Origin of the sequence: Paenibacillus sp. FSL R10-2734, assembly GCF_037963865.1 — a bacterium.
Lineage (GTDB): Bacteria > Bacillota > Bacilli > Paenibacillales > Paenibacillaceae > Paenibacillus_AQ.
In genome coordinates, this window is sequence record NZ_CP150170.1 from 4,966,678 (window position 1) to 4,991,853 (window position 25,176).

A 25,176-nucleotide genomic window follows, 5' to 3' on the forward strand; every position below is an offset into this window, starting at 1 on the left:
CAATGCTTTCGCTTACAATGAACTCATAAACGCGCGTTTATGAAATGAGGGGAAACATGCGCAGCGAAGATATAGCTAAGTTGGCCGGGGTTTCCAGAAGCACGGTATCCCGCGTGATCAACAACTATTCCAACGTCCCTGAAGAGACCCGGGCCAAAGTGCTGCGGGTAATTGAGCAACATCAGTACGAACCGAACAGCTTTGCAAGGGCTTTAGCCGGTAAAAAGACCGATACGATCGGACTTTTCGCCATCAGTATGAACGAGAAGGAGAATGTCACACGAATTTATCAGAACAATTACTTTGCACCATTCGTTGATGCCGTAGTCGACACTTCGAATGCCCGCGGATGTTATGTACTGATTCATACGGTGTACTCTCCCGACGATTTTATCAAGGTAAAGCAAGCTTTTCTTCAAAAACGGATTGACGGCGGTATAATCGTCGGCACTCAGAAGGATATTAATATCGTCCGAGAAATGGTAGGGCTCGACTCACCTCTCGTACTAATTGATTATGATATCTCTGAGATTATGTCGGAGCATCTCGACCGCAATCATCTGGCCATTGTGAACTCCAAGGATTACGAGGGTACCACAGAAGCGATTGAATATTTGATCTCTCTAGGTCATCAAGAGATCGGTATCATCTGTGGGCAAATGAATACGTACTCTGGTCGAGAGCGTTATATGGCCTATGAAGATACGCTGAAAAAGCATGGTCTGTCTATGAATGAGAGATTTATCCTAAATGGTGATTTTCTGAAAGAGACTGCTTACGAAGAGGTTAAGAAGCTTCTTGCTTCTGGTGAACCTTTACCAACAGCCTTCTTCTCATCCAACGATGACATGGCTTTATCAGCGATGGAAGCGTTCTCCGAGTATGGAATTAATGTCCCTGAGGATATCTCCATTGCCGGATTTGATGACATTCAGCTAGCATCCCGTATTCAGCCTAAGCTGACCTCTGTACGCTTGCCGATTTACGAAATGTCCAAGGCTGCAGTGGAAAAAGTAATCGAGCTGTGTGATTCACAGCAACCTACTTACAGTACGATCAGCTTTCCAGCTCGTTTAGTGGAGAGAGATTCCTGTCAACCGCCGAAGAAATAGTTTAACAACATTCCTTCACTGAAGAAATCTACATATTTTTCTGTGAAGCTGCTATGATTCGGTATCGAAACTACTGCTTTAGTTGTCTTGCTTGAAAACATTGAGAAAAATCCCTTCCCTCGAGGGAATTTTTTCTGAAACTTATAAACGCGCGTTCACAATCGAAAGGAGACTTTCTCACATGAAATTCGGAACCTTTGACGACACTCGTAAAGAGTATGTAATTAACACACCTAAAACACCTTACCCTTGGATTAACTATCTTGGTAACGAGCAATTTTTCGGACTAATTTCTAATACAGCTGGTGGTTACACCTTCTATAGAGACGCTCGTCTCAGAAGATTGACCCGCTACCGTTATAACAATATCCCACTGGATACTGGCGGCCGCTACTACTATCTTTATGATGATGGTGATTTCTGGACCCCAGGCTGGATGCCAGTAAAACGTGATCTGGACTTCTACGAATGCCGTCACGGTCTTGGCTACACTTCTATTACTGGCGAACGCAATGGTATCTCTGTAAATCAACTAGCATTTGTACCTATGGGACACAATGCTGAAGTACATCGCCTTAAAGTGAAGAACACTAGCTCCGCTAAGAAATCCGTGAAACTGTTCTCTTTTGCAGAGTTCTGTCTGTGGAATGCACAAGATGATATGACTAACTTCCAACGCAATCTCAGCTGTGGTGAGGTTGAAGTCAAAGAATCCGTTATTTATCACAAAACAGAATATCGTGAGCGCAGAAATCACTACGCTTTCTACTCTGTGAATAAAGCAATTGCTGGTTTTGATACTGACCGTGAGTCTTTCGTAGGCATGTACAATGGTCTGGAAAGCCCGCAAGCTGTAGTTGCTGGTGAACCTACTAACTCCGTAGCTAGCGGCTGGTCCCCTATCGGATCGCACGCACTGAACATTACACTTGAACCAGGCGAAGAGCAAAGCTTTATCTTCGTACTTGGATACATCGAGAACCCTGAAGAAGACAAATGGGAATCTCCGAACGTAATCAACAAAAAACCAGCCGAAGCATTGATTGAGCAATTTGCTACAGACGCTCAAGTAGATGCTGCACTTGCTGCACTTGCTGCTCACTGGGATAACCTGTTGTCAAAATATCAAATCCAAAGTGGCGACGAGAAACTAGATCGCATGGTTAACATCTGGAATCCATATCAATGTATGGTTACCTTCAACATGTCCCGTTCCGCTTCTTATTTTGAATCCGGTATCGGCCGTGGTATGGGCTTCCGTGATTCCAACCAAGACTTGCTCGGATTCGTTCACCAAATCCCTGAGCGTGCTAAAGAACGTATTCTTGATATCGCTGCTACACAATTTGAAGATGGTAGTGCCTATCACCAATACCAACCACTCACCAAAAAAGGTAACAATGAAGTCGGCACCGGCTTTAACGATGATCCGCTTTGGTTGATCCTGGGTACGTCTGCTTACATCAAAGAAACTGGCGATACTTCGATTCTCGATGAGCAGGTTCCTTTTGATAGCAATCCGGATAACACCGCTACTCTGTTCGAGCACTTGAAACGCTCCTTCGAGCATGTAACTAACAATCTCGGACCTCACGGCTTGCCACTAATCGGTCGCGCAGACTGGAATGACTGCTTGAACTTGAACTGCTTCTCTACAGAGCCAGGTGAATCTTTCCAAACGACTGCCAACATTGAAGGTCGCGTAGCTGAATCCGTATTTATCGCGGGTCTGTTCGTCTTCGTTGGTCCTGACTACGCTGAAATTTGCCGTATGCGCGGACTTGACGATGTAGCTGTAGATGCTGAAGCTAAGATCGACAACATGCGTGATATCACACTTACCCACGGCTTCGACGGCGACTGGTTCTTGCGTGCTTATGATCACTATGGCGACAAAGTCGGCTCCAAAGAAAACGAAGAAGGTAAAATCTTCATCGAGCCACAAGGCATCTGCGTAATGGCTGGTATCGGTGTGGAAAATGGTCAAGCGGAAAAAGCTCTGATTTCGGTAAAAGAGCATTTGGATACGGATTACGGTATCGTGCTGCAACAGCCACCTTACTCCAAGTACTATCTGAACCTGGGTGAAATTTCCACGTACCCTCCGGGCTACAAAGAAAATGCTGGTATTTTCTGCCACAATAACCCTTGGATCATGATCGCTGAAACTGTTCTTGGACATGGCGACAGAGCGTTTGAAATCTATAAGAAGATCGCTCCTGCTTATCTTGAGGACATCAGTGAGGTTCACCGTACTGAGCCTTATGTATACTCACAAATGATCGCCGGTAAAGACGCTGTTCGTCACGGAGAAGCTAAAAACTCATGGTTGACTGGTACTGCTGCTTGGAACTATGTAGCGATTACACAATCAATCCTTGGTATTCAAGCGGACTTTGCCGGTCTGAAGATCGAACCTTGTATTCCTGCAGAGTGGAATAGCTTCGAAATTACACGTGTCTTCCGTGGAGATACTTATGTGATTCAAATTAAGAACCCGAACCATGTATCCAAAGGTGTAGCTAGTCTTACCTTGGATGGCGCAGCTGTAGAAGGTAACATCATCACTCCTGTCGGAGATGGCGCTGTGCATCAAGTGGTTGTAGTACTGGGCTAATACAAAAAAAATCAGATCAACCGTTCGTTGAACGATTAATCTGATCTAAGATTTATAGTAGATGACTCCTGAATTCTTCAGGGGTCATCTTTTTTTACCCTTCCACAACATCTGCTCTTAAATAACTCGCAACCTCAAGCATTCTCGGAATCACAGCTTCATTGCTGCCAGAAACGTAAATATCGCCTTGATAATACCTAAATGGGATCTTAGTATCGCCATAGCTCCACATAAAGAAATCTCCATCAATGGACATCGTAGTGGCGCCTACTACTGTAAATACAGATGTATAGGAGAAATCAGGTTTGGACGCGAAATATTCCTTACACTCTTCTAAAGATATGGATTGTGCTGAATCTCCATCATTCTGCATAGCTCTTGTAATTCGATAACGTTTGCTCATTGTGATGCCTCCAATATTTTCTGTAAAAAGTCAATTACCTTGTCCCGATCAAATATAGCATATAATGAAGCGTAAATCCCAGCAATCCTAAACCTTAAAGTTGTTAATGTGTTAACGGCAAAGGAGTTATCTCATAAGAGGATATTACCCACGAATAAAGTAATCTCAGTTGCTCAAATACTCGCTATATCGAAAAAACCTGCACAAGAACATTTTTCTAAGATGGAAAGGTTGCTAAAATACTGATGCCTGCAAATCTGCAGTTATTTGTGATTCAAAAGTAGCCTTCAACCCATAAGCATGGAAAAACCTGCACATTTTCAGGTTTTGGACTTTCTAAAGATGATATCGGTTTAAAAAACTGTACTTTTGCAGGTTTCCTCTGGTTTGGTGAATGGCGTATGGAATGGTGGTACGAGAATTCAAGCGTAAAAATGAGTGCGTAAGAATAGAGCTTATGAATCAGAGAGTAAAAACGTAAAAATCAGAGCGTAAGAATAGATAGAAGTATGGTTGGACTAAGTCGTAGGGGGCGACGAGCGTCATCGTACATTTTAGACGAAAAAAAAGGACAGGCTGTAAAATACAGCTGCCCCGATCGGTGGATACTGCAAAACAGTAACCAGTCCCGATATCTTTGCCTGTTCTATAACTTACATACTGCCTTCAGGAATCCATACCTTCATCTCTCCACTGCCACGATTGCCCCACAAGTAATACGGAACAGCTTTGACCTTAACAGGTTGTAGGGGTGCTTTCTTTCTGTTGTAAAGTCCACCGCTCCAGCCTTCTTGATCTACACGCAGCCCATCTGCCTCGACAACAACAGCGCCACCGAGCAAAGTCTCATCAAATACCGCAGTGAATTCACTATCTTCCCTTAAAGAAATGGAGCTTAGCGGTTCACCGTTATCAACACTTTCAAGGCAATATACAAGGGGTCCACGCTGAATCGTTACTTTTTGAGCATCTGCACGTAAATTTGGATGTGCGTAAATGCGATGTGTCTCCATAGGGTCATTCACTTCGATTACGTCTCCTGCTTTCCACATTCTACGGATAACGAGGTACCCCTGCTCCATGTTCTCAGCAGTATTCAAGGCTTGACCATTGACTCTGATTTCAATTCCCTGACTCCAAGCGGGTATGCGCAGTGCAATTCCGAACTCTGCTGCTACTGCGGGATTAATCTTCATTGAGACTGTGCCTTCCCACGGATAGTTACTTTCTTGCTGAATCACGACATCAGTACCACCAAACTTGGTGTTCAACTCGCTGCCAATATACAAATTCGTGTAGAGTGTATCGCCATGAACCGTGTAAATATATTGATTGAGCGAAGTTAATAGGCGTGCCACATTCGGAGGACAGCAGGCGCAGCCAAACCAGCCTTGACGTTCAGACTTCACATGACGTCTATCCGGGTTGCAGCTGCACGCTTGAGGCCATACTTCCAGTGGATTAACATAGAAGTAGTGCTTACCATCCTGCGCCATCGAGCCCAGCACATTGTTATAAAGTGCCCGCTCCATGACATCGGCATAACGTGCATCCGGCGATATTCTCAGCATACGATGGGCAAAAAAGATCAGCCCAATAGATGCACAAGTCTCTGCGTACACCGAATCGTTAGGCAAATCATAGTCGAAGGTGAATGCCTCCCCTCGATGCGTAGATCCGATCCCTCCTGTAATGTACATTTGCTTGTTAGTCATGTTATTCCACAGTCTCTCGCATGCTTCACGCAGTGTGTCATCACCCGTAATTGCAGCTAAATCAGCCATAGCTGTGTACATATAAACAGCGCGTACCGAATGTCCTACAGCCACATCCTGCTCTCTTACCGGAAGATGACTTTGATAATATTTCAAATCTAAATTTTCCTTCTGTCCTGTGAAAAAATTGATACTCCCCAGACCATCCCACTGTTCCTTTAAGAAATTTGGCTGTTGGCCTCTCTCGTTAATAAAAAAGCTGCTGAGCTGCAAATATCGTTCCTCACCTGTGAGGCGATACAGCTTAACGAGCGCGAGTTCAATCTCCTGATGTCCATCATATCCCCGCATTTTGCCTTCTTCCGGTCCAAACACAGAATCGATATGATCAATCATTCGGCACATGATATCGAGCAGTTTTCTTTTACCGGTAGCTTCATAGTAAGAGACGGCAGCCTCAATGAAATGCCCAGCACAGTATAGCTCGTGACAATCGTTCAGATTGGTCCAGCGTTTTCTGGGCTCTTTTATCGTAAAATAAGTATTTAAATATCCATCTTCCTGCTGCGCCTCGCCAACTAGATCAATGACTTCATCTGCTTGACGCTCTAGCTCAGGATCACGTTTGATGCTTAAGGAATAACCGACGGCCTCCAGCCACTTGGCTACATCACTATCTTGAAACACCCAGCCGTAAAATTCACCTGTCTTCCGGCCTGCAGCAATCTCAAAGTTAGCGATGGCGTGACTTGGTTCAGCTCCCGGTGCTCTATCATGCAATGCCTCATATTGATACGGGATTACAACATCCTGTACCAGCTTTATATAACCTCCCCAGAAATCATCCTTAATGCTAACAGTTTGATCTTTTGCAACTCGCCCATCCTGCATAGTTTTGTTCATCATCATCTTCCCCTCTGCCTTATTTCATACTCGCTAAATACAATTATAGAGGGTAGAATAGATAAAAAATACGATCAGAAACAACCCCTTTTTTGTACTATTTCACACTCCAACATCGAAGAATAATTCAAGTTTGAACTAACATGGAAAGGAGCGGTAAATTACACAATGGGTCCTTCATTTATACATTTCGCTGCGCCGCCATTTCCTTATTTTCTAGAATGCAATCGCACGGTTTATCAACCCGGAGAGCAACATCCGAATAGAAGGCATATCGGGATATTTGATCTAATTATCGTGGAACAAGGATGTCTATTTATCGGTGAAGAGCATAATCAATGGGAGGTTTCAGCTGGTCATACACTGCTCTTACTACCTGATCGCTATCATTATTCCGTTAAGCCATGCGAAGAGACTACTTCATTCATATGGATTCATTTTCATACCCTCGCAGATTGGTCTAGCTCTGAGGCTGAACCCGTGTATATCAACCGTGAAACACATTTTCGGCAGTTTCTTACTCATCCGTATACCATTCGAGTACCGCAGTTCGGCCCCCTCCCTGACCCTTTTGAACGGAGTGGACAAGCCGAAATGTTGTTACAGCTGTCCGCTGGGCGGCGTTCCAGCGCGGTATGGCAGCAGCAACGGATATTTGAAGAAATGCTGCGGATGATGGACCTAGCACAGCATGATACTTCAGAAAGTCACGCGGTGGAAATCGCTGAGCAGACGGAGACTTATATCCGCAATCATTATGCGGAACCTCTCTCCAACGCCTCTCTCGCAGACGCGCTGCATTTCCACTATAACTACCTTGCTCGTTGTATGAAACGGGTATATGGACTGACTCCGATGGAGTATTTGACGGATTACCGTTTGGAACAGGCCAAGCTACTGCTGCTTAAGACAGAGCTCTCTATAGCCGGGGTCGCAGAACGTACCGGTTTCGAGAGCACTGCCTACTTCTCGCGTAGATTTGCTCAGCAGATTGGAATCTCTCCGCTTCGCTTCCGCAAGCGGTATTCTCGTTAAAAACGCAAGCAGCACGCCTCCGATGATTGGAGACGTGCTGTTTGCGTTTATGAGATGCGTCGTTAATTTGTATGGTCTATGGAAATTAGACACAAGCAGCTCCCCTGGTTCGAAGAAACCTGAATTCACTGATGTGATTGGACAAGACTCCGATTGCTCATCATTACATTTCTTGTGGTTCCTCCTACGCACTCATTCACTCTCCTTCACACTCCTTGCTCCTTGCTCCTTTCTCCATACAGTAACTTTCCTTTCTGGACTTGCTCGTGCTTACCTAAAGAATCTCGGTGAGCACGCTACTTGATCCTCCCAATGCAAAAGTAGCTTGTTTAAAATGCAATCCACTACGAAGGTGCGATGAGTTGGCTAAGGGGATACGGACGGGCGCTACTTAAAGGATGGTTTAGTTGGTTTGGTGTAGTTGGTGTAGTTGGTTTGGTGTAGTTGGCGAGAGTACTTGTTGTCTAATGTACGTTCCGGACCCTATTGCTGCTATTTTCGATTTTCGGCCTATTTTGCACCAGGTTCGGACTGTATAGCTCTTATTGCACATGATTTGCTCGATAATAGGCTACATTTATGCGAATAGCTGCAACTGTGTCCGATTGCTCGATAAAACACCCCAAATCTCACAAATAAGGGCTCCTGTGTCCGCATGATCTCTGTGCAGCTACTTACTTGTTGTCTAATGAGCGTTCCGGACCCTATTGCTGCTATTTTCGATTTTCAGCCCATTTTGCGCCAGTTTCGGACTGTATAGCTCTTATTGCACATGATTTGCTCGATAATAGGCTACATTTATGCGAATAGCAGCAACTGTGTCCGATTGCTCGATAAAACACCCCAAATCTCACAAATAAGGGCTCCTGTGTCCGCATGATCTCTGTGCAGCTACTTACTTGTTATCTAATGAGCGTTTCGGACCCTATTGCTGCTATTTTCGATTTCCTGCCCATTTTGTGCCAGTTTCGGACTGTGTAGCTCTTATTGCACATGATTTGCTCGATATTAGGCTACATTTATGCGAATAGCTGCAACTGTGTCCGATATCTCGATAAAACACCCCAAATCTTCGAAATAAGAGCTCCTGTGTCCGCATGATGGTATGGTTTTGTCTGCACGCCTTTTCTATCTACACTCGCCATGCCCTCACACATCATGTAACATACGACTCTTTCTCACTGACTAGAATCAGCTTTTTTTATCACACTGCAATTTTTTGGAAGTGACAAGCATATTTATAGACATGCCTTTAATGTGGAGATGTTAAATATGCGGTCATTAAGATACCTTATCATTCTTATAGGAAGCTTACTTGTTGCTACGGGAACTAATTTTTTTCTCGTACCTTATAAAATCCTGGATGGGGGAATAATAGGGATAGCCCTCATTATCAATTATTTATTCGACGCTAAAATTGGCTTGGCCGTCCTGATCTGTAGTCTCCCCATATTCATCTTAGCCTGGTTAAAGGAACGCGATATTTTCTACAACAGTGTACTCGGTCTATTGACCTCCTCTTTTCTGATTGAGCTTCTCGGTCCGGTTCAATACTACTTCCTGTATTATTTCGAATTTGGCTCCATTTCTAGCGCCATAATTGGCGGTTTTTTGATGGGAACGGGTCTTGGGATTATGTTGCGCTTTAAAGCAAGTACAGGTGGAACCGATCTGCTTGCTCAATTTATAAAAAGGTATGTTCCGTTGAACCTTGGAGTCATCATTTTTTTGACTGACTTTATGATTATCGGTGCTGGGGGAATCCTCATTTCCAAAGAAACCTTCTTCCACTCCATCCTCACGATTATCTCCGGGGGCGTGGCTACGGGTCTGTGCACCCTCGAGACTCAAGATAAATGGAAATAAATATGAATATACACGATCGTATGTTCGTATTATAATAAGAAGAAAAAATCTAACGTATCACTACCTCACCTGGAGTGTGTGAACTTATGAACAAAGAGCGTGTCATTATGCTATCTGATTGCCAAAGCTTCTATGCCTCCGTGGAGAAAGCCTCTAATCCGCAGTATAGCAACAAGCCGCTGATCGTAGCTGGAGACCCGGCTAGACGGAGCGGTATTGTGCTGGCTGCCTGCCCTATAGCCAAATCTTTTGGCATTACTACCGCCGAGACGTTGAAGGAAGCGCTGGCAAAATGCCCCGAAGTCATCGTGGTCAGACCGCACATGCAGCAATATATCGATGTCTCCTCCCAAATCACAGATATTCTACGCAAGTTTAGCGATCAGGTAGAGCCCTATTCTATCGATGAACAGTTTATTGATGTCAGCGGTAGTCTCAGCTTATTCGGCAGTCCGAGGGAGATTGCTACCGCCATTCAGGATTTAATTCGTAGAAACACAGGTGTGCGTGCGCGCATCGGCATTGGATATTCCAAGGTTACCGCCAAAATGGCCTGTGACCTATGGGCCAAGAAGAACAAGGATGGTATATTCACCCTCACTCACGAGAAGCTTCCGAATGCACTCTGGCGCCTCCCCATTAGCGAGCTGTTCATGGTAGGTCGCCGTATGTCCGCCCACTTCCAGAGCATGGGCATCACGACGATTGGCCATTTGGCGCAAATGCCGCTAAGCGAGCTGAAATGGCGCATGCGGGAGAAATTCCACAAAAAATGTAACATTGACGCCGAGCTATATTGGCGGATAGCCAACGGTATTGATGACAGCCCCGTAAGCCCAAGCACCTACGAAGTCGCACCGAAAAGTGTCGGGCACCAAATGACGCTGCCACGGGATTACTATAAGCTGCAAGATATTAAGACCATCATTCTTGAGCTGTCTGAGCTTGTATGTAGACGTTGCCGCAAACTGAAAGTGCATGGTGCCGTCGTAACTATCGGCTGCCAAGGTGCCAGCTTTGATGACCCCACAGGCTTCTCAAGACAGACTACGATGAGTGATCCTACGAATGCGACCCTGCTGGTTTATGAGGCCGCTCTCACTCTCTTCAAGCTGCACTGGGATGGTCAGCCTGTGCGTAGAATTCACTTAAGCTTGTCCAATCTATCTGACGAAAGCCAGTACCAGCTAACGCTATTTGAGTCTCGCCCTCGCTATCGTGAACTCGAACGGGCTACCGATGCGCTCAAGAATAAATACGGGGAGACGATCATTGGGAGGGCAGCTTCTTTCACAGATGCCGGGCAGCTTAAGGACAGATCTAGAAAAATCGGCGGACACTATAAATGAGCAGTACATTCTTATGCATTTTTATTTTTTAACCTATATTAAAACACACACCATATCGTTTATAATGCTATATTGGGGTTGTTATTTTCACGAGATGAAGCGACAATCAAAAATATGAAAATTATAGATATAACATTCCAGAGGAGGAGCGGAGAAGTTGGATAGCACGAGCAACACTAACACTACCTATTATGAAATCGTTGATCTCTGTCTTCTTGCTGGTAAGATCATGCTGCAGAATGGTGCAGAAACATCCAGAGTTGAAGATACGATGACACGAATGGCTGGATCTCTCGGGTTCCCGGGAGCGCACAGTTATGTGACGCCAACCGTTATTATGTTCACCACAAATAGAATAGAACCTGTTAAGTTATACAGGATAGCGGAGCGAACAACAGATCTGCAGAAGGTATCTAAGGTCAATGATATTTCTCGGCGTTTGAGCGAACGTCAGATTACAGCTGAGGAAGCTCGTGCAAAATTAGGAGAAGTCGATGAAGCCTCACCTGTCTATCCCGTATGGCTGCAAATCTTAGCTGCCGCCCTTACTGGCGCTTGCTTCACCGTTATGTTTAAGGGCAGTTTGTGGGATGCTCTCCCCGCCTTGCCGATTTCCGGACTAGGCTTCGCTGCAGTCATCTATCTGCATCGTTTAGTGCAGACTAAATTCTTTGCAGAGTTTTCCGCTTCCTTCCTGATTGGACTTCTAGCCTTCTATTCTGTAAAGCTGGGGATAGGCCAAGAGATGGACAAAATCATTATCGGCTCCGTTATGCCTCTAGTACCCGGACTACTCATTACTAATGCCGTTCGTGATCTGATGGCTGGTCATCTAGTATCAGGTATTTCCAAAGGAGCAGATGCCTTTCTAACTGCTTTTGCGATCGGTACAGGCATCGGGCTTGTGCTATCACTATTTTAATATCCATGTGAAAGAGGTTAGCCCTTCATGATTTTGCAACTTATAACCAGTTTTATCGCCGCGGCAACCTTCTGTATTCTATTTAATGCACCTAAGCGCTCACTACTGCAGTGTGGTTTTGCCGGAATGGTGGGCTGGATGGTGTATGTGCTTCTTGATGTAGAGTTCGGACCTGTTGTAGCTACGTTTGCAGCTAGTGTAATAGTGGGTATCGTCAGCCAATTTTTTGCGCGATCCTTCAAAATGCCGGTTATTATTTTTAGTGTAGGTGGTATTATCCCGCTTGTTCCGGGTGGTCTCGCTTACGATGCGATGCGTAAATTTGTGGAAGAGGATTATACTTTGGCTGTAGAAATCGCTGTTCGGGCATTAATGCTCTCCGGCGCCATTGCAGCTGGACTCGTACTAAGTGATGTAATTGGACAAATGTTCCGGCGTCGCGCAATCAAATAACAGCTTACTTCTTCAAAAAAAAGAAATCGCCCTTTTGGGACAATGGTGGTCACCCATCCATCTCCCAAGGAGCGATTTCTTTGTTCATTTCTATACAAGTACTGCTTCAGGGAACGCTACAGGTGTAACGTCCGGATGAATACTATTGATGCTAGTGTTCTTGATCCAGGACAGCCCTACAGTACCCTCACCCGCGTGAACAGCCACTGCAGGAATATATGTCATAATTTCTGTACGTAAGTCAGGCGCCATCGCTTTGATGTCTTCTTCCAGCTTGAGTGCCATCTCTAAATTATTCGAATGCATGATACATACATCACTAACAAGTCCTACATCCTGCTTAAATATATCCAAAAGCGCCTGTTGTGTCTTCTTCATAGTGCGGATTTTCTCCACAACAACGACCTTCCCTTCGTCAAAACGAAGCAGCAGGTTTATGCGCAGCAATTGGCTAAGTACAAATTGTGATCCAGAAACACGCCCACTGCGATGTAGCTGTGTCAAGCTTGCAGGAATTAAGTAAAAGGACATATTCTCAATAATATTTTCAATCTTCGCTTTAATTTCTAATCCAGTAAAGCCCTCCTTCTGCCAGTATATACCGCGCATGATCATTTCTCGAATCGGATAAGCGCCAACCTTCGCATCAATTCCAATTACCTTGGCCCCTGCTATTTCGGCGCCTTGCATCGAAGCATTGTAAGTGCCACTGAGCTCTGAAGATAAATGTACTGCGATAATTTCATCGTATTCTTCCTTCAACCGTTCGTATAGCTCGATAAATTCGCCGATCGGAGGCTGTGAGCTGCCTACCTTTTCATGGTGACGCATTTTCTCATAGAAGTCATCGATCGTAATATCTATATTCTCTTTATAACATTCGTTGTTGATAATAATACGTAACGGAATAATATACACATGATTGTTCTTGGCGAATTCCGGATCTATGATACTTGTACTGTCAGTTACCCAGGCAATTGATTTCATGGTCATTTGTCACTTCTCTCTCTCATAAAAAGGAATAGTAGAATGAATGAGGAGACAAAGGCCACGAATTTCCGACCAGTGAATCACACGCCCATCCTGAATAATCAACTTAAGAATTGAACAGCGGTTAAGTACTCCGCGTATTCGTAAATTATACAGGATAACATGTGTTAATGTAGGCAAAACAGGCCGTTCATGCAAATTTTAATCAATTTAATTCAACATTATTCGACATTTTATCACATTATATATGACAAATATACCTATCCTAATAGAGCCACTTCATGTTATGAAAACGCTAAACCACAGCAAAAATATCCCCGTCCCCGCCCTCACTGCTCTTCCATAAATCAACGCTTGGTAGTTACATTAATAGGTACACTTTACATTTGTAACAGTACGGGGCTAAATTATACTTTAGTCAGATATGGCCCGGCATCTGTCGATTTTCCAACTTTCCCTGTTGGCGGGTTGCGTTCACCTTTATGAAGTTCAGTTACCTTCTGCTGTGGTAAATCTTACTATGGTGTAATTAAGGATACCGTCCAATTCTTCTCCTGAATCTATGAAAAGATACCGATGTGTCTAGCACAGCTAATCCTCCCAAATAGATGTTTCTAAATGGTCTACGAACTTACGTAATTTACTGGCTAGCTTGCGGTTAATCGTTCCATCCTGGTACATCTGCTGCACCTTATCCCGCTGCTCTTGAATGGCTTTCAGCTTCATTTCAAGCTTTTGATTATCAACAAGACCATCCTTTGTCCAGCCTTGTCCCTGCTCAAGGCGTGAGATCAGCTGCTCATAACTGCACGCAACCTTCTCGGCTGCTCTTCGGTTATTCTCGTTCTTACTCGCATCAATAGCAGCTATAGCTGCATGGGACATGGCAATTTTGGCTCCTCTAGCACACTCAGCCTGCTCAAGCATTTGTTGGCTAGCTTCCCCTTCACTCTGTCCTGAGAGCATCCCTGCAAATAGCCGCCTAATCTCCGTAATCGATATTCTGATCTGTGAATTCAGACTTCTGGCTAGACAGAATTCACTATGACCCAAGAATTCTTCCAGCTTCTGAGCTACGGAGGCGGGAATCTTATTATTCTCCAGCAATCGGTTCAGCTCTTTACGTTCGGCATGTAGGCCCACAATCCTTGCTTCAACACCAAGTCGGCGGAAGTTCTCCAGTGCTGGATTCTTCTCTTGGTTTTCGTAGTTTAGACTATAAACTCTTTCTCTAAATTCACTCAAAGCAGGCAGTGCGGATTCCTTGCTCTCTTCTGTCATCATACTTTGCAGCATGGTTATACCCGCAGCAATAACTTTAGACTTGGCCGCCTGCTCGGCTCCTGTATCACCTGATTCGGCGATTGGCTCTTCTTTACCTGCTAGAATTGGCAAAAAGACACTAGCGATTAGCAGCGACATAAGAATAACACCTGCGGCGATAAAGATGATTAAGTCACGCTCAGGAAATGGCGAACCATCCCCTAGAACAAAGGGAATTGAGAAAGCACCTGCTAAAGTAACCGCTCCACGCACTCCTGAAATGGTAAGGATTAATAGTGACTTAACAGGCGTTTTTTCGATTTTTCGCAGACGAGATCCCACTAAAGAGAACACATACACCCATACAAACCGTAGTACAAACAGCAGCACGGTAATGGCTAATACATAACCAACGACCATAAGATTATCCACAGCCGTATCACGGTAGATCACTTCTATAACGTCTGGAATAGATAAGCCGAGAATAAGAAAAACCAGGCCGTTCAATATATAGAGCAGAACAGACCATGTACTAGCAGATACCAGCTGCAGCTTATACTGTGGAGATACTGCACGGTCCTTCTCAACCGCATGAATAATCCCCCCTGCAACCACTGCCAAAATACCTGATACTCCTAGCTCTTCACTGATCAGATAGATAATAAAAGGGGTTAGGATTTGCAGCAGCACATGCACCGTTATATCCTCCATCCCCAGTCTGCGAATAAATACGCTGAATCGTATCAGAAGAAAGGCCAATAATGCCCCAACAAGCAACCCGCCTACAGCTATAACCACAAAGCTAAAGGAGGCTTTGGGCAAAGAGAATACGCCTGTAACTGCTGCAGCAATAGCAAAGTTAAAAGCAACGAGACCGGAGGCATCATTCATTAATGATTCACCCTCTAGAATGCGATGAATACTCTTAGGAAGATGGACCCTTCCAGCGATTGCACTAACCGCGACAGCATCTGTCGGGGATAAGATCGCCGCCAGAGCAAATGCAGCTGCTAGCGGAATCGTCGGGATCATCCAGTTAATCGAATAACCAGCAATAAGTACTGTGGCGAACACCAATCCCAGTGCTAGCATTAATATTGGACCCCGTAAGTTCCATAATTCATTTCTTGGCGTTCGTTTCCCATCATTAAACAAAAGCGGAGCAATGAATAACACAAAGAACAGCTCTGGTTCCAATGTCATATGTATTCCCAACGGTATTAGCACAACCATTACACCCAAACCAATTTGAATTAACGGTATCGGCACAAAGGGAATGAATCGGTTTATGATATTGGATATTGCGATAAGCCCTAGTAGGACGAGAACAACTAGAAAAGTCTCCAAACCACATCAGCTCCCATTTTTCATTTGATTATTATATCGCAAAGGTTTTGACAAAGGCAAAATCTAGAAATAGACGTTCTCAGCAATAATGTCCCCTAGAAATTACACAAAAAAATACACCAGATAGACATTGACAAAAGTATTTATTTATGTTATAATAATAAATTACGCTATTGAAATAAAATTCTATTTTGAGTATCATATGCATTAGCCTAACGGCATCACTCTTATTACCAATCATGGAGGGATATTATGCATATTGCAGATGGAATAGAAATGTTAGAGATTACAGCACAGGTTATGGGCGGAAGTGACACCATTTACCCCACGCTGCTCTGGGATCAGCATTCCGCTGTACTCGTCGACACTGGATTTCCGGGTATACTCCCAAAATTCAAAGAGGCTCTTAAAGAAGCGAACGTACCCTGGGAACGACTACGTAACGTAATCATCACACATCAAGATTTAGATCATATCGGTAGCTTGCCTGCCCTACTCTCAGAAGAAAATCTAGACCTAACTGTTCTGGCTCATGAAATCGAGAAGCCATACATTGAAGGAGAGTTAATGCTCCTTAAACACACTCCCGAAGCTTTAGCTGCTGCTGAAGCCATGATTCCACCTCATGTTCCAGAGGAATGGCGACGCGCTTTTCTGTCTGTGTTGTCCCATCCCCCAAAGGGAAGAGTAGATGAAATCCTTAAAGACGGAGAACAACTACCTCTTGCCGGTGGAATTACGATTATCCATACACCAGGTCATAGCCCGGGGCATCTGAGTCTATACCATCATAATAGCCGGACGTTAATTGCTGCGGATGCTCTAACGGTTAAAGACGGCGAGTTGCATGGACCCGCTCCTTCAGCAACGCCTGACATGAAGCAAGCTTTATCCTCTCTAAGCAAGTTTTCCGAGTATGAGATTGATACGGTCATTTGCTATCATGGCGGTATCTATCGCGGAGAAGCAAACAAACGAATTGCTGAAATTGCTGAAGCAAAGGTATGAACATATAAAAGAAGGCAGAGCCCTGAATTCACCGGCTCTGCCTTCTTTTTCAAATAAGATCACTACTCGTTAAATGCTCTTAAGACTCCGAAACCACCGTAAACCGCTCGCGAATATGCTGTGGCTGTTCAATCTCATCTACAATAGCAATCGCATAATCTTCATAGCTAACATAGCTCTCGCTCTTGGAATTCACCAGCAGATTATCTTTGCCTTTTACATAAGAACCTGTTCTTGTTCCAATAGCAAAATTGGCGGATGGACTAACGAAAGTCCAAGACAGTGAATCTGTACCTTGCAGAATCTCCAGATTCTTACCTTGATTCGTAGCCGTTGGCTTAATAAAATCAGGGAAATCAGGGGTATCCACCACTTTAAGCGTCTTTGCTTCATCTACATAGAGACTTCCCGCGCCTCCAACTACAATCAATCTTGTATTAGGGGCATCCTTTAATGCTGCAATAAGTACATTTCCAGCATCAACATGCAGATGCTCTTGTCCAAACGGTGCTCCGAAAGCATTCACAACAACATCAAAACCCTTCAAATCTTCAGCAGTAAGTGAAAACACATCCTTTTCGATGACCTTTGCCTTACTATTTGCAACTTTCGATGCATCCCGTACAATGGCTGTAACTTCATGGCCTCTATCTAGTGCTTCCTGAGTGATTCGACTTCCGGCTTTTCCACTTGCTCCAACAACTGCGATTTTCATAAGCTTGTCCTCCTGTATGTGTTTTACGATGTAGTCACTTTAGTATTTATATCAAGGAGATCGTGAATGATGATTCTGTCGATATCGAGATCAAACTTTCTCCCCCAAAAGCATTCTGTACCCGTACTCGTGATCCGGTCATAATCTTCTACCGTTAGTGTTCGAGGATATTCCGGTCCTGTCTCCCAGTCTGTATACCTCTTAATTTCATTCCGTACATTGTTCTTAAACGCGCTATTCAAAATAATCGTATGGAAGAAGATTTCATCTCCACATAATGTGTTCTTAAAAAATTGAACATACTCCGGAGAAGCAGCAATAAAATCCATTATGTACTCCATACATTCACCTGTAATTGACATCCAGTTCGAGCCTTTATACAGCGCTTTTGGCAGGGGATGCAGCCTTCTTTGCAAGAATGGAACGCTCATTACCAATTTAATGTACCTCATTCTAATTGCTGTCATACGCCTAGTCCTTGAGATCAGAAATCTAGGATAATAAACCGATACCCTCTCATAACATCCCCACGTTTCTGAAGCGCTCGGTAATTGCAGGTACTTCACAAATTCCTTCCCTTGATTCTCCTTAAAAAAATCATGAATAGCTTCATTTGAAGAAAGGGGCAGATCCTGCCCGCTTATGATGTGGATATAACTGAACTCCCCATGAGCTTTGATTAGCGCAAAACACTTCAAAATACATTCAATCTGACTGTAATGCCCCCACTGCACATCCATAGACTCATCCACAAAATGAATATCGTTACGGTGAGTAATATCAGCTTCAATGCCACTTTTGTGATCGACATGCAGGAAAAACTCGACGGAGTCATTAGTTAAACTATCGATTAGCATATTGATCTGTTCAGGATTTTTATGACAAAGGATTACATACGCCATTTTGAATGCTTCCAACAAAACTCACCCTTCCGCCCATCTATTTCCAAATATTATAAAATAAATGGACGAAATTGGATATAAGTAATTGTCCAAATAAAGGAAAGTTGAATTTATTCTTACATTATTTCGTATGACGCTTCAATGTAAGTCTGATTCCAATGTTCCACGGATCTTTAAATGTAGGAGCTCCATTCTCTTCTACAACGCTGTAACCAGCTTGCTGAACACGCTCCACTACAGCCGCACGCTCCTCTTCATTTGGAAGAAGTAAGGTGAAATAATCAATTCCCACTGCATCAGCAGGAGCCGTAGGTGCGCCTTGCCCCGCCCAAATATTCAATCCAATATGGTGATGGTATCCACCAGCAGAAATAAACATTGCCGCACTGCCATAATTAGCTACTAGATCAAAGCCGAGCAAATCAACGTAGAACTCCTTCGCTTTACTTAAATTACCTACATGAAAGTGCACATGTCCGATCACCGTTCCAGCTGGCAACCCATTCCACTGCAAACCTTCAGAAGCTGCCAACAATCCATCTACATCCACTGGATCTGTTGTCATTACTACATACCCTTCCGCATCATACTTCCATGTATCCTTAGGGCGATCTCGATAAATTTCAATTCCATTATTATCTGGGTCCTGAATGTACAGCGCTTCACTCACCAAATGATCTCCCTGGCCCACTTCAATCCCCGAAGCGATCAAATTGCGCACTACGAGTCCTAAGCTCGGACGATCCGGAACAAGGATAGCAAAATGATACAACCCAGCCACAGAGCTCGGACGAAGCACTCTTGCATTCTCAATCTCCCGCAGAATCAATAACACATTTTGACCATCAGCAGTCATTTCCACCTCACGGCCATTCTGCCGTAAAATACTCAGCCCCACAACATTCTGATAAAAGGTGAGCGAACGTTCTAAATTACTTACTCTAATTTGCACCAGACCGATCTCTACGTCCGGATGAAGTGTTGTTTTAGTTGTCATTATATTTCCTCCTGATCTCCCTGTAACTTAATTAGTTACAAATTAACTATCTTTAGTATAGTTACATTCTATATGTTTGTCAATTACCAACAAAAAAAATCATGCTGACTGATTCACAGCCAAGCATGATTCATTCAGATCATTAGAAAAAACTTTGCGGGTAGATCAATTCTCCTTTACCCTTCTGAAGTGCGCCTTCCTTCAACTCACAGACCATAAATACTTCATCGGGCACTTCGAACTGCTTCAAATCGAAACCATACTGCCTTGCCGGTTGAAATCCGAGCTTAGGATAATATTCCGGATGTCCGATCAGAAAGACAAGATCATAGCCAAGCGTTCTACATCTGTCTAATCCTTCAAGGATAAGAGCCTTGCCGATGCCCTGCTTCTGAACGTCAGGCATAACCGCGATCGGAGCTAGCGCCATTACATCATTTATATTTTCCCCATCACGAACTACAGCCTTGCTGAGCAGCAGATGTCCTACAATCTCATTATCTTGTTCTGCTACAATCGAGAGCTCCGGAATAAACCCTTCCGAATTCCTAATCCTTTCGACTAAGCGCGCTTCATCTTCTCGATCACCAAAAGCCTTAACATTTACTTGATGCACGCCATCATAATCTGCTGACGTTTCTGTTCTAATAATCATTTCGGAGTTCTCCATTCTTGAAAATATTCAACTACGCCGGACTCCAGAAGTCCTCTTCAATCCTTATTTCATTTGTCCGTTTAGATAAACTCTCCTATTTAAGGAGGCATCCGAAACCTACATTGATAATAATTCTTTGTTAAAGAGATATTTATGATCAATATTTATATAAGGAAAAGGAGTGTTAGGAACAGAACCCAGTATTATACTACTATGCTCCGTTGTAATAATTTTCATCACTTGATCTTCAGTCAGGTTTAAATATAAAGCCGTTTCTTTAATATCCATCAGAAGCTTATCTGCTGTCGCTATGGATGAAGTCTGGTCTTGTGTGGCTTCCGATTCTTTATCGTTAAAAGTTAGTGAACAACCAATAATAAATGAAATCCCTAGAATTAAACTCGCTAGGACTATCGAGATTTGATTAGACTTCATTGATCACCTCCACCATACAGTTCATGAAGAGGTCTGTAGCTTGGGTGTTCTTCGATTTCCGTAACGACAACACCTTGCTCAGAATCCATCACACGATAGGCTTTCGCTTCTTCTCTGGTTGACATCACTTTACATTCATTATCTTTGTAGATGATGGCACAGTTATTATCCACAGCGATTCCGGGTATCCCCCCACCTTTTACCATACGCGAAAAATCCTCTACCCGAATATCCTCATCATAATGCGGACAATGAATACCTGACAGAATCCCCATCGCTTCAAGCTTAATATACTGCCACTTCCCTTGATCATCGAACGCTTCAGAATCACTATGCCCATATTCAAACCAGCAAATCGAACCTGCACTCAGCCCTGCTAATACGGTCCCAGAGGTGTAAGCTTCTTTTAGAAGAACATCCACACCGGTATTTCTCCAAATCTCCAGCATCTTTCGGGTATTGCCTCCACCCACATAAATCAGATCAGCGGATACAATGAACTCTGTGATTTCTTCATGGGTATAGGTTTGGCTCACAAGCAATAAATGACTTGTTTCACATCCTAGAATTTCGCCGTACACTTTGTTGAACGTGTCACAATAACCTGGAGCATCACTGCTAGCTGTTGGAATAAATAACGCCTTCGGATTAGCTTTTTGGGTTAACTTCACAACTTCACGATCCATTTCAAGCGTTTCTAAATCGATTAGCTCTCCCCCACCTATGACCACGATAGTCCCCATAATCTCCCCTACTTTCACTAGGATCTGCTTTCTCCCTCTCCGTATTCCTCTGCTAATATGCTGTAAATCTCCAAATCAACGAGCCCTTTACCTGACCATACATGCGCCTGCCTTAATGTTCCCTCTTTTATAAAGCCACTTTTCAAAAGAACCCGCTTGGACCGCTCATTAAAAGGCATGACCTCAGCTTGGATTCGATTGACCTCTGCAGTCTCGAATAAATATTTCTCCACCATTTGAACGGCCTGAGTTGCAATCCCTTTACCCCAATAAGTCTCCGCCAAAAAATAACCGATCGTGACCATATCCACCTTTTGATTAAAATCCATAGCTTCGATGATACCTAGCAGTATGTACGGATTATTTTTGCGAAAAATCCCCCACTTCACTCTTACCCCTTTGCTAAAATCACGTTCGAAATGTCCAATCATATTCTTTACTGTATCTTTATTATGTTTCGGGATAATTCCGCAGTACTCAAACACTTGATCATTGCTATAAATTCCAAATACCTCTTCAAGATTACTTACTTCAATCTTTTTCAGTGTTAGTTGCTCGGTTTCCAAAGTAGGGAATTGCTCAAAAACATGACTAAGCTTCAATTCGTTCCCTCCGTTACTTTTTGATGGCATGAATTAGGGTTGCAGTGCGACTTTTCGTTTCCTTTACCCATTCGATATGAAATCCCGTTTTGTTAAAAAGCCTTATATATTCATCCACATCGGCTGGATATAATTTAATTCTTCTATCATTGAAATAAAACCACTCTTCATCCTTGCTAACAGATAACAAAAACGTTCCATTAGGTAGGAGTGATGTATAGATATTATTTAATGCTTGTTCTTTATCCTCTATATGAAGAAAAGTTAATACACTATAAGCTGCATCAAAAGTATTAGGACGTACGAACTCACAAATATCAGCTAGCACTAGCTCTTTATTGGAGAAATTTCTAAGATTCAGATCCGCTCTTGCAAGTGTTTTTGGTGAGGTATCTATTCCTGTGAGAAACCAGCATCCCAAACCTAAGACCGATTTAGCAACCCTTCCTGTTCCAATTCCAATTTCTAATATCCTTTTATCGTTACCATTCAATCCATCGAAGAAAATAGGCCCATCCCACTGACTCATATAGGCCTGTCCAATGGGAGGATCTTGTGCTGGATCATTTCCCTCATCAATCAAGGATTCATAATGCTCTAAAGCACTAACCATTTTCATAAGGGATCATCTCTTTCTGATCTAATTGTAACGCTACGAGCATATTCATCCATTATCCCCGGGCATTCCCTCTGTACTGCGCGGTTCTAAGCTCTCGGATATACGGCTCTGTAGCTGGCATAACAGCCTCTATAGCTTGTTGAATGGCTAACTCAATATCATAAGGAACTCTCACAAATTGTATGTTAAAAGGAGCTACAGTCACTCCCCCGTATTCTCCCTCCAAAATCACATAAGATGCCTGAGTGACATCTAGAGGATTCCCCACACTGCCTACATTAAATAAGGTCTTCCCTTCTAAATGTTGAATAAAAGCATTATGAATGTCCCCATAGCCTACGATATCCGCTTGTCGCTTCTCCTGACAGAGTTCGGAACAACCAAACATAGACAGTCGCTTCTCATAATCATCCCAAGGCTGAATCCGTTCATAGTAGCTTCGCGGTGAAGCATGAAATAATCGAATGAACTTACCGCTCATCATAAACTCAATCGAGAACGGTAATGTGCCTAAATAAGCAAGACGGTCTTTGCCTAACAATTTCCGACTCCACCGAGCCATTTCAAAATCAACATCCTGATTCATTAAATCATCCCAGTTTCCCATAACACTGATTTCACAATTTTTCTTAATGATATCAACGGCTATATCTGAATTCGGCCCCTTCCCAACAATATCCCCTAGACAAAATACTCTGCTAATTCCACGCTGCTTAATATCCTCTAATACGGCTGTCAAAGCCGGTATATTCCCATGAATATCTGAGATTAATGCAATTTGTTCCATGATAGTTCCTCCGTTCATTTTTCCACTTCATCATCTTAGATTTTTCCTATATGAAGTATTATCAGTTCTCTGCCTTCTAAATACAGATTCTATGATTACGCCCTACTTCCCTTCTTTGAGTCACTACTCTCCTGACTCGAACCATTGGAAGCCTTGTGATTATGAGGATTTAAAATTGAACACCCGTAGTAGCATGAAAGATATGTTTCCATTAAAAAAAAGACCACAAGCACGTTAGCACATGTTGTGGTCTTCATTCTACGTCGCGATATGGAGTGGTTATATTTCAGGCATTTCATTCACAATCTGCTCCAAAGTAACCTCCTGAAGGACATTCTCCATCGCCTTTTGCGCGAGCGAAAATACCGGCACAATGGCACTGGCTATATTTTTGCCCACTGGACATTCCGGGTTGGGATGTTCATGAACCGAGAATAACGAATCCTCTTCCACTGCATTTACCGCTCTGTAAATCTGCAGCAGTGTAATCTCAGAGGCGCTGCGTGTAAGTGAAGCTCCTGCGACGCCAGGGCGGGCTGTTACCAGTCCAGCTTTTTGCAGCATACTCGTTAGACGGCGAATAACTACAGGGTTTGTGTTCACGCTACCCGCTATCCACTCCGAGGTGCTCTTGCCCTCTTTATTACTATCGATCAACGTTAATATATGAATGGCTACCGCAAATCGGGTGCTTATGTTCACTATAAATCTCTCCTTCTGCCGTGCTGTCATGCTAGTAACAAGTGCAATAATCAGATGAAACAATAATAGTTACATTTTATGCATTTGTCAAACACTTGAGGAGATGGCACTTCAGGATCGTAATTAATGAATATTATGTTTTTTGAAATTTCCGCCCTTAACTTCTGCTACATCATATACTACAACAAAAGCATTAGGGTCAATTTCATGAATGATGTCTTTGATTTTGCTTTCTTCCAGACGGTTAATTACACAGGTGATTTCTTTGAATTGTTCATTGGAGTAGCCACCGTAAGCATCTGTATAGGTTGCCCCACGACCCAATCGATCACGAATCGTTTCTACCATGATTTCCGGGTGAACTGTAATGATTTTAAAGGTTTTAGAGCCACTCAAACCTTCTTCAACAATATGTATTACTTTAGAAGCAATAAAATAAGCAAGTGCGGATAGAATCGCCCCTTGTAGACCAAATGCTGTTGAAACAACAATAAAGACAAACATGTTTAGGAATAAGATTAGATCACTTGTCCCAAAAGGTATTTTTCGTGAAAGTAATACAGCCAACATGTCGATCCCATCTAACGCCCCACCATTACGCAGCGCTAACCCCATCCCGAAACCGATGATAATCCCACCAACAACAGTAATTAACAATGTATCTCCTTCAATAATCGTTGGCACATGGTGCATAAGGCTTGTACCAATGGCTAGTGATGCAATACCGATAATGGAATAAACAGCAAAGCTTTTACCAATTTGCTTATATCCTAACCAAACAAAAGGAATGTTAATTACAACAATTAGCAGTCCTAACGGTAATCCAAACAGCTGTGAACCAACGATACTTAGACCTGTCACACCACCATCTGAAACATTGTTAGGGATTAACACGGATTCCAGACCATATGAAGTAATAAGTGCCCCTATAATAATTAATATGACTTTTGAAAATATCTTCAGCTTATTTGATTTTTGATGCTGTCTCATTCCATGCATTCCATTTCCCCACTTCAAATTAGTTTTTTCATATCAC

At 43.2% G+C, this 25,176-nt stretch carries 23 protein-coding genes; 8 read left to right on the forward strand and 15 right to left on the reverse strand.

The features are described from left to right. The first annotated feature begins 56 nt into the window (after window positions 1-56). Window positions 57-1,112, forward strand: coding sequence for a LacI family DNA-binding transcriptional regulator (locus tag NSS67_RS21755; RefSeq protein ID WP_339315678.1), 1,056 nt, complete (start codon window positions 57-59; stop codon window positions 1,110-1,112). Between the two features lie 181 nt (window positions 1,113-1,293). Next, window positions 1,294-3,729 (forward strand): glycosyl transferase, encoded by a 2,436-nt coding sequence (locus NSS67_RS21760; protein ID WP_339315679.1) that lies wholly within the window; start codon window positions 1,294-1,296, stop codon window positions 3,727-3,729. A 94-nt stretch (window positions 3,730-3,823) separates the two neighbouring features. Here the strand turns inward: NSS67_RS21760 and NSS67_RS21765 are convergent, their stop codons facing one another. Next, entirely contained in the window at window positions 3,824-4,132 is a 309-nt protein-coding gene (locus NSS67_RS21765) for a hypothetical protein (RefSeq protein WP_339315680.1), read from the reverse strand. A 653-nt stretch (window positions 4,133-4,785) separates the two neighbouring features. Continuing rightward, window positions 4,786-6,753: a beta-L-arabinofuranosidase domain-containing protein gene (locus NSS67_RS21770; RefSeq protein ID WP_339320661.1), complete on the reverse strand. Its 1,968-nt coding sequence runs from the start codon at window positions 6,751-6,753 to the stop codon at window positions 4,786-4,788. 165 nt (window positions 6,754-6,918) lie between these two features. On the opposite strand from NSS67_RS21770, the gene NSS67_RS21775 reads away from it, so the two are divergent. The 5 genes from NSS67_RS21775 (at window position 6,919) to NSS67_RS21795 (ending at window position 12,375) form a co-directional block, all read left to right on the forward strand. Beyond that, window positions 6,919-7,785, forward strand: a complete 867-nt coding sequence (locus NSS67_RS21775; RefSeq protein WP_339315681.1) for an AraC family transcriptional regulator — start codon at window positions 6,919-6,921, stop codon at window positions 7,783-7,785. A 1,263-nt stretch (window positions 7,786-9,048) separates the two neighbouring features. Next, the gene (locus tag NSS67_RS21780) at window positions 9,049-9,651 is read left to right on the forward strand and encodes a YitT family protein (protein WP_339320662.1); all 603 of its coding nucleotides are present in this window, start codon (window positions 9,049-9,051) and stop codon (window positions 9,649-9,651) included. 86 nt (window positions 9,652-9,737) lie between these two features. Next, window positions 9,738-11,000 (forward strand): DNA polymerase IV, encoded by a 1,263-nt coding sequence (locus NSS67_RS21785; protein WP_339315682.1) that lies wholly within the window; start codon window positions 9,738-9,740, stop codon window positions 10,998-11,000. 157 nt (window positions 11,001-11,157) lie between these two features. Continuing rightward, window positions 11,158-11,922, forward strand: a complete 765-nt coding sequence (locus NSS67_RS21790) for a threonine/serine exporter family protein (protein ID WP_339315683.1) — start codon at window positions 11,158-11,160, stop codon at window positions 11,920-11,922. Window positions 11,923-11,949: 27 nt separating this feature from the next. Continuing rightward, a complete protein-coding gene (locus tag NSS67_RS21795) occupies window positions 11,950-12,375 on the forward strand; it encodes a threonine/serine exporter family protein (RefSeq protein ID WP_060622204.1) in 426 nt (141 codons plus the stop codon). 90 nt (window positions 12,376-12,465) lie between these two features. On the opposite strand, the gene NSS67_RS21800 is transcribed toward NSS67_RS21795, so the two are convergent. Both NSS67_RS21800 and NSS67_RS21805 read right to left on the reverse strand, forming a co-directional pair. Then, window positions 12,466-13,368 (reverse strand): DegV family protein, encoded by a 903-nt coding sequence (locus NSS67_RS21800; RefSeq protein ID WP_339315684.1) that lies wholly within the window; start codon window positions 13,366-13,368, stop codon window positions 12,466-12,468. Between the two features lie 588 nt (window positions 13,369-13,956). Next, entirely contained in the window at window positions 13,957-15,975 is a 2,019-nt protein-coding gene (locus NSS67_RS21805) for a Na+/H+ antiporter (protein ID WP_339315685.1), read from the reverse strand. 252 nt (window positions 15,976-16,227) lie between these two features. Between NSS67_RS21805 and NSS67_RS21810 the strand changes: the two genes are divergently transcribed. After that, the gene (locus NSS67_RS21810; RefSeq protein ID WP_339315686.1) at window positions 16,228-16,983 is read left to right on the forward strand and encodes an MBL fold metallo-hydrolase; all 756 of its coding nucleotides are present in this window, start codon (window positions 16,228-16,230) and stop codon (window positions 16,981-16,983) included. A 79-nt stretch (window positions 16,984-17,062) separates the two neighbouring features. Here NSS67_RS21810 and NSS67_RS21815 read toward each other — a convergent pair whose 3' ends face one another. From NSS67_RS21815 to NSS67_RS21865, 11 genes are all read right to left on the reverse strand, one after another. Next, window positions 17,063-17,698 (reverse strand): NAD(P)-dependent oxidoreductase, encoded by a 636-nt coding sequence (locus tag NSS67_RS21815; protein ID WP_339315687.1) that lies wholly within the window; start codon window positions 17,696-17,698, stop codon window positions 17,063-17,065. Between the two features lie 23 nt (window positions 17,699-17,721). Next, entirely contained in the window at window positions 17,722-18,600 is an 879-nt protein-coding gene (locus NSS67_RS21820) for a beta-1,6-N-acetylglucosaminyltransferase (protein WP_339315688.1), read from the reverse strand. Window positions 18,601-18,721: 121 nt separating this feature from the next. After that, window positions 18,722-19,597: a VOC family protein gene (locus NSS67_RS21825; protein WP_339315689.1), complete on the reverse strand. Its 876-nt coding sequence runs from the start codon at window positions 19,595-19,597 to the stop codon at window positions 18,722-18,724. Between the two features lie 142 nt (window positions 19,598-19,739). After that, window positions 19,740-20,252, reverse strand: coding sequence for an N-acetyltransferase (locus NSS67_RS21830; protein ID WP_339315690.1), 513 nt, complete (start codon window positions 20,250-20,252; stop codon window positions 19,740-19,742). A 117-nt stretch (window positions 20,253-20,369) separates the two neighbouring features. Beyond that, on the reverse strand, window positions 20,370-20,687 hold the full coding sequence (locus tag NSS67_RS21835) for a hypothetical protein (RefSeq protein WP_339315691.1): 318 nt from the start codon (window positions 20,685-20,687) through the stop codon (window positions 20,370-20,372). Further along, window positions 20,684-21,430: a peptidase E gene (locus NSS67_RS21840; RefSeq protein WP_339315692.1), complete on the reverse strand. Its 747-nt coding sequence runs from the start codon at window positions 21,428-21,430 to the stop codon at window positions 20,684-20,686. The genes NSS67_RS21835 and NSS67_RS21840 overlap by 4 nt, the downstream gene beginning before the upstream one ends. A gap of 17 nt (window positions 21,431-21,447) precedes the next feature. Then, window positions 21,448-22,032 (reverse strand): GNAT family protein, encoded by a 585-nt coding sequence (locus NSS67_RS21845; protein ID WP_339320663.1) that lies wholly within the window; start codon window positions 22,030-22,032, stop codon window positions 21,448-21,450. Window positions 22,033-22,045: 13 nt separating this feature from the next. Next, window positions 22,046-22,651 carry a methyltransferase domain-containing protein gene (locus NSS67_RS21850; RefSeq protein ID WP_339315693.1) on the reverse strand — a complete coding sequence of 202 codons (606 nt, stop codon included), beginning with the start codon at window positions 22,649-22,651 and terminating at the stop codon, window positions 22,046-22,048. A 52-nt stretch (window positions 22,652-22,703) separates the two neighbouring features. Then, window positions 22,704-23,438: a metallophosphoesterase family protein gene (locus NSS67_RS21855; RefSeq protein ID WP_339315695.1), complete on the reverse strand. Its 735-nt coding sequence runs from the start codon at window positions 23,436-23,438 to the stop codon at window positions 22,704-22,706. Window positions 23,439-23,717: 279 nt separating this feature from the next. Further along, window positions 23,718-24,140 (reverse strand): Rrf2 family transcriptional regulator, encoded by a 423-nt coding sequence (locus tag NSS67_RS21860; protein WP_339315696.1) that lies wholly within the window; start codon window positions 24,138-24,140, stop codon window positions 23,718-23,720. 123 nt (window positions 24,141-24,263) lie between these two features. Then, window positions 24,264-25,139, reverse strand: coding sequence for a YitT family protein (locus NSS67_RS21865; RefSeq protein WP_339315697.1), 876 nt, complete (start codon window positions 25,137-25,139; stop codon window positions 24,264-24,266). Between the last annotated feature and the right edge of the window lie 37 nt (window positions 25,140-25,176).

Bases quoted from the DNA above. Each gene is read 5' to 3' on its own strand.
- NSS67_RS21755 (WP_339315678.1), top strand. From the start codon at position 57: ATGCGCAGCGAAGATATAGCTAAGTTGGCCGGGGTTTCCAGAAGCACG.
- NSS67_RS21760 (WP_339315679.1), top strand. From the start codon at position 1,294: ATGAAATTCGGAACCTTTGACGACACTCGTAAAGAGTATGTAATTAAC.
- NSS67_RS21765 (WP_339315680.1), bottom strand. From the start codon at position 4,132: ATGAGCAAACGTTATCGAATTACAAGAGCTATGCAGAATGATGGAGAT.
- NSS67_RS21770 (WP_339320661.1), bottom strand. From the start codon at position 6,753: ATGATGAACAAAACTATGCAGGATGGGCGAGTTGCAAAAGATCAAACT.
- NSS67_RS21775 (WP_339315681.1), top strand. From the start codon at position 6,919: ATGGGTCCTTCATTTATACATTTCGCTGCGCCGCCATTTCCTTATTTT.
- NSS67_RS21780 (WP_339320662.1), top strand. From the start codon at position 9,049: ATGTTAAATATGCGGTCATTAAGATACCTTATCATTCTTATAGGAAGC.
- NSS67_RS21785 (WP_339315682.1), top strand. From the start codon at position 9,738: ATGAACAAAGAGCGTGTCATTATGCTATCTGATTGCCAAAGCTTCTAT.
- NSS67_RS21795 (WP_060622204.1), top strand. From the start codon at position 11,950: ATGATTTTGCAACTTATAACCAGTTTTATCGCCGCGGCAACCTTCTGT.
- NSS67_RS21800 (WP_339315684.1), bottom strand. From the start codon at position 13,368: ATGACCATGAAATCAATTGCCTGGGTAACTGACAGTACAAGTATCATA.
- NSS67_RS21810 (WP_339315686.1), top strand. From the start codon at position 16,228: ATGCATATTGCAGATGGAATAGAAATGTTAGAGATTACAGCACAGGTT.
- NSS67_RS21815 (WP_339315687.1), bottom strand. From the start codon at position 17,698: ATGAAAATCGCAGTTGTTGGAGCAAGTGGAAAAGCCGGAAGTCGAATC.
- NSS67_RS21820 (WP_339315688.1), bottom strand. From the start codon at position 18,600: ATGGCGTATGTAATCCTTTGTCATAAAAATCCTGAACAGATCAATATG.
- NSS67_RS21825 (WP_339315689.1), bottom strand. From the start codon at position 19,597: ATGACAACTAAAACAACACTTCATCCGGACGTAGAGATCGGTCTGGTG.
- NSS67_RS21830 (WP_339315690.1), bottom strand. From the start codon at position 20,252: ATGATTATTAGAACAGAAACGTCAGCAGATTATGATGGCGTGCATCAA.
- NSS67_RS21835 (WP_339315691.1), bottom strand. From the start codon at position 20,687: ATGAAGTCTAATCAAATCTCGATAGTCCTAGCGAGTTTAATTCTAGGG.
- NSS67_RS21840 (WP_339315692.1), bottom strand. From the start codon at position 21,430: ATGGGGACTATCGTGGTCATAGGTGGGGGAGAGCTAATCGATTTAGAA.
- NSS67_RS21850 (WP_339315693.1), bottom strand. From the start codon at position 22,651: ATGAAAATGGTTAGTGCTTTAGAGCATTATGAATCCTTGATTGATGAG.
- NSS67_RS21855 (WP_339315695.1), bottom strand. From the start codon at position 23,438: ATGGAACAAATTGCATTAATCTCAGATATTCATGGGAATATACCGGCT.
- NSS67_RS21865 (WP_339315697.1), bottom strand. From the start codon at position 25,139: ATGCATGGAATGAGACAGCATCAAAAATCAAATAAGCTGAAGATATTT.